The organism is Lachnoanaerobaculum sp. MSX33 (genome assembly GCF_000512995.1).
In the GTDB taxonomy this organism is placed as follows: Bacteria; Bacillota; Clostridia; order Lachnospirales; family Lachnospiraceae; genus Lachnoanaerobaculum.
Genome location: NZ_AZXX01000046.1, coordinates 1 through 4236 on the forward strand (window position 1 = coordinate 1; position 4236 = coordinate 4236).

6 protein-coding genes and 2 pseudogenes are annotated in these 4236 nt (G+C 32.1%); all 8 read right to left on the reverse strand.

Annotation, left to right across the window (positions count from 1 at the left end; genetic code table 11):
* Positions 1-263, reverse strand: a pseudogene (locus HMPREF1495_RS04560) (hypothetical protein); the annotation flags it as partial.
* A 192-nt stretch (positions 264-455) separates the two neighbouring features.
* Positions 456-1157 carry a hypothetical protein gene (locus HMPREF1495_RS04565; protein ID WP_034212454.1) on the reverse strand — a complete coding sequence of 234 codons (702 nt, stop codon included), beginning with the start codon at positions 1155-1157 and terminating at the stop codon, positions 456-458.
* 144 nt (positions 1158-1301) lie between these two features.
* Positions 1302-2303 carry a YARHG domain-containing protein gene (locus tag HMPREF1495_RS04570; protein WP_034212456.1) on the reverse strand — a complete coding sequence of 334 codons (1002 nt, stop codon included), beginning with the start codon at positions 2301-2303 and terminating at the stop codon, positions 1302-1304.
* Positions 2303-2704: a CHAP domain-containing protein gene (locus tag HMPREF1495_RS14005; RefSeq protein ID WP_034212458.1), complete on the reverse strand. Its 402-nt coding sequence runs from the start codon at positions 2702-2704 to the stop codon at positions 2303-2305. Before HMPREF1495_RS14005 ends, HMPREF1495_RS04570 begins: the two co-directional genes overlap by 1 nt.
* Entirely contained in the window at positions 2694-3059 is a 366-nt protein-coding gene (locus HMPREF1495_RS14010; protein WP_034212460.1) for a hypothetical protein, read from the reverse strand. Before HMPREF1495_RS14010 ends, HMPREF1495_RS14005 begins: the two co-directional genes overlap by 11 nt.
* Positions 3060-3144: 85 nt before the next feature.
* A complete protein-coding gene (locus HMPREF1495_RS14015; protein WP_242832850.1) occupies positions 3145-3321 on the reverse strand; it encodes a hypothetical protein in 177 nt (58 codons plus the stop codon).
* A 9-nt stretch (positions 3322-3330) separates the two neighbouring features.
* Positions 3331-3510 carry a hypothetical protein gene (locus tag HMPREF1495_RS14020; protein ID WP_242832851.1) on the reverse strand — a complete coding sequence of 60 codons (180 nt, stop codon included), beginning with the start codon at positions 3508-3510 and terminating at the stop codon, positions 3331-3333.
* Between the two features lie 152 nt (positions 3511-3662).
* Positions 3663-4236 (reverse strand): annotated as a pseudogene (locus HMPREF1495_RS04590) (hypothetical protein); the annotation flags it as partial.

Genomic DNA, 4236 nt, shown 5'->3' on the forward strand with positions numbered 1-4236 from the left:
CTTTTCATATCATTATCATCTTCTATTATAAATACTTCGCCTTTATGATTTGTAAACTCTAATTTTGCACACACAAATTCTGAAAGTCTATATCGTAAAAAACCTTCACTTCTAAAATTATAAGCCTTTTGTTCTCTATCAAATCTTACTTGTTCAATATATGCTTTTAATTTCTGTACTCCCAATATCAAAATACCTGCAAGAATAAAAAATAAATATATAAATATTATATTTCTTAATTTTCTTTTAACTTCTGAATCCATATATTATCTACCCTATATATAATCTGCAATGTCTTGAGTAACTATATCAAACACAAGCTTGTATTATTACCTTTCATGACCCAAGTATTCCCTTTATTATCACTGCATTCCAAATCCATTCCCGGTGTATCTGCCAAAATTACTGTGAGAGATATTTCATTATAATATTTAAGCGCCTTATCTATTCTTTTTTCATTCACCTCCAACTTTTATACCTCTCTCATATTCATAAGTTCTATATGTCATAGTAAATAATTCTCTAATACCTATTGTTCCACTCTCATGTATAACATTTTCCGTTCCATCACCCATATCAAATGTTATCCTACCATTTAAGCCTGAACCATCTAATCCTATTACTGAAAGAGCATACAGATAATATTCACCATTTTTTGTTAGTTTGTGCATGTATGCTATGAGTTCCTCCAAATTCTTTATTTCTTCAAACTCCTCCATTCCTTCTCCCTCAGATATAGTCTTTGGTGGTATAGGAATTCCAGCTCCGTTCTCTCCACTTATCCTTATATTCTTCATATTGTCATTAAAATTATCTATATATTTCTGCATATTTTCATTTTCTACGATTTTGTAGTTATAAAGGCTACGTTTCTTCCCTGATATATAGTCCGCAATATCTTGGTTGACTATATCGGTAAAGCTTTCATTCTGATTCGTAATTATCCAACTTTTACCTGTATTATCACTGTATTCCAATTCCGTTTCCAGCATATCTGCCAAAGTTACTGTAATAGCTATTTCTTCATAGTATTTAAGTGCTCTATCTTTTCTTTTTTTATCCAAATACTCTACACCAACTATTGATGTAAACACTAAAACTAATATACTGGTAATTACTAGGATTACCTTAAGTTTATTCTTCTCAATCACATTCATATATTCCCCTTAGTCAAAATATTTCCATAATACTTTAATCGAAATTATTTTAATATTTTTCGATTAAATCTCCTAAATACAATACCCCATATTCATCTATGATTTTTTCTTCTCCATTATCTGATTTATATGTTATTCTACCAATTACAAACCGTCTATATAATCACTCAATTTACTGATATTATATATCTCTATATCATTTAACATGTTTTCTGAAAAATCAGAATTTTCTTTATACCATGCTGTTGCCTTGTTAAAATATTCATATTCAAATGTTCCCTTTTCATAAGGTTTTCCATGTCTGGCATATATTTCCTCCATTGCCAGATAAGCTGTCAATTTTGTAAATAATTCCGGAAACTCTCCATTTATAAATTCTCCAAACTTTAGCTTGTCACTATTTGGTAAAATCTCATTATATGAAATTTGTAAGATATCCATTGGTATTTTATCACCACTTGATGAAACTCCGAATCTCTCTACGAACTGCTCATAATCTGACTTTGTTTTACAATAATTGTCTAAAAGATACATCCTTTTTCCAAGCCCATAAAACACAATATCATTATACCAATGAGATATTTTACTTATTCTCCATTTTCCGTCATCATACTTAGTAAATACTATCTCTCCATAATCCTCCTTCGGAAGAGTATCTGATATAATGACGTGATATATGAAAGGAACCTCTATGTGAAGTTCATTATTGCCGGATGACTTTAATCTGAAATCCCTTTGCGTGTCAATGGAATATCTTAAACCATATATTGTCTTTTCGTCTCTTTCCACCTGCTGTGCCATACCACGACCATATCTACTTATTTCATACATTTGTGTAAGATATGTATATGTTTCATCAGTTAGGTAATTTCTATGATATTCTTCGAGTCTCTTTTCATCCTCTCGACTACTGAAGTAATATTCGTCAAAGCCATCTGAGTCTCTGCGAGCAATACCTGATTTACCAAGTTCTATCTCCTTATCCATAAAAGTTACCATTTCCCTAACTATATCCTGTGCCTCTTTTAATCCAAATTCTTCACTCATTCTATAATCAAGTTTTATATCTTCAACATTATTGCTTTGTACACAAGAGCACACTACAATTGTTACAGCTACACAAAATATAAAAATAAAGTATTTCATCAGTCAGTTCTACCTCCTCTACTAAGAGCTCCCTCAGGAATATCGCCAAAAGAAGAACCCCCATTGCTTCCAAAACCATCAAAATATGAACTACCGCCATTATTCAATCTATTATTTTTCCTAATCAGAACGCTATCATCTGTATTTCCTTCTATAGAATAGATAATATCTGTTCCTTTATCATAGGCGATAATTATACCTGTATGTCCTACCCATTTTTCTTTACCATCAACAATTATCTTCTTCAAATGAAAGAATAGGTCTCCTCTTTTAGGTTCATAATTTGAAGAAACCGGATAATACCTACCAGCTTTCTTGTAAATATTTTTACCTGTCAAGCAATATGAAAACTTAGGAATCTTACCTTCATCCAATGTCCCTGATTTATTGCTATTCAACATACCTGATTGAGCTGCACACCATGATACAAACATCCATCACATAGTTTATATCTTTTATTCCCATAGTCTTTTCGCCTGATTTTTTCAACTCTGTTTTAGTTAGACTTCCTATTACTACAGGTATAGAGCCTTGCACCATTTTTAAAGTATCCATCTCCGATCTTTGTTCTGAACTTCCGGTTACCAAAACACAAGAAGGAATAGAGCCTAATGCATTTTTTGCCTTTTTATTCATGTTGAATTTTCGCCTGTCCAAACTTTTGACCGGTATTCTGTTTGCCTTTTCCTTGGTACTAAATGACACACTTTTGCCACTCATATCTATGCGATTATTTATCTTCACAGATGATTTCATACTCTACCTCCTGATATATAAAACACAAATTCCTGTATAAAAATATGTATTCCATATATTAGCTTAACATTGATTTTTCAGTTACTTACTCCACATCATCATAATCGGATGTTTTAGCTTCCTCTCTTTTTTCTTCCCATCCATAATGATTTCCTGCATAATCAATATACATAAATTTGCCTGAGCCGATTTCTAAAATATCCCCATCTTTCAGCTCCTTCGAAGTATATACAGCCTTCCCGTTTAATCTCACAAAACCCATACACTCTTCTCACAACAGCGTACCCTTAAGTCCTCGCATATCAAAAGCTATTACAGCATGCCTTTTATCCCTTATGTCATCATAACCTAGGATTTGTATAGTCATCGTATCATTTTTACCAATATAATTTTTCCCTTCCACTATACTGTATGAACATCCCAGTCTTGATCCTTCTATACAAACAATCATCACTTTTTATATTATTGATATTTATTTTCTTGTTAAACGAGGAGTCCATACATCCTGTTATTAATATACATAATACAAAAAATAAACTCAGAAATTTAATATTACTCTTCATGCCAATCTCTATCCTCTATTAATTCCGGGTTTTTTCAAATTCATCGTATAGTCAAAACTTCAGGTTTATCATCCGAGTTGTCTTCCATGCGAACCACTTCAATCTTAACCTTATTGTTATCATCTATAAAAAGAGTAAAATCTTTACCATATTCTATATACTCTATAACATTTTCCTGCTCACCCTTCTTTACCCATATTATATTCATATCTTTAGCCCAGCCGACCTTATCAAGGCTCTTTACTTGCACATACAAAGGCTCCTCATACATAGTAAGTTTGTATGAAATATCTCGCTCAAGTTCATTATTTCCTCGTTCCATAATACATACTTCACCTTTCAGATATGTTGCAATTTCATTTAATCTTTTTATTCTATTTATATATTTGGGTGCATACGTCATAGTGAATCCCCGTATCATTTTATCACCACCAACATCAACGCTGATTCCGGCTCTGAAATATAAAGGATCGCAGAAACCGTATATACCATGTGAACCATATCCATAAGCATAATCTCCCCTCTTATGATTCCCAAAAAGTTCAAAATCAACATCAGAAATACCGTCTCCGAATTCGGTCCTTATACTTACGACATACCATTTAGGATTATCT

Excerpts from the sequence above, each read along its gene's own strand:
- HMPREF1495_RS04565 (WP_034212454.1), bottom strand. The coding sequence starts at position 1,157 with ATGAATGTGATTGAGAAGAATAAACTTAAGGTAATCCTAGTAATTACC.
- HMPREF1495_RS04570 (WP_034212456.1), bottom strand. The coding sequence starts at position 2,303 with ATGAAATACTTTATTTTTATATTTTGTGTAGCTGTAACAATTGTAGTG.
- HMPREF1495_RS14005 (WP_034212458.1), bottom strand. The coding sequence starts at position 2,704 with ATGTTGAATAGCAATAAATCAGGGACATTGGATGAAGGTAAGATTCCT.
- HMPREF1495_RS14010 (WP_034212460.1), bottom strand. The coding sequence starts at position 3,059 with ATGAAATCATCTGTGAAGATAAATAATCGCATAGATATGAGTGGCAAA.
- HMPREF1495_RS14015 (WP_242832850.1), bottom strand. The coding sequence starts at position 3,321 with ATGGGTTTTGTGAGATTAAACGGGAAGGCTGTATATACTTCGAAGGAG.
- HMPREF1495_RS14020 (WP_242832851.1), bottom strand. The coding sequence starts at position 3,510 with ATGATTGTTTGTATAGAAGGATCAAGACTGGGATGTTCATACAGTATA.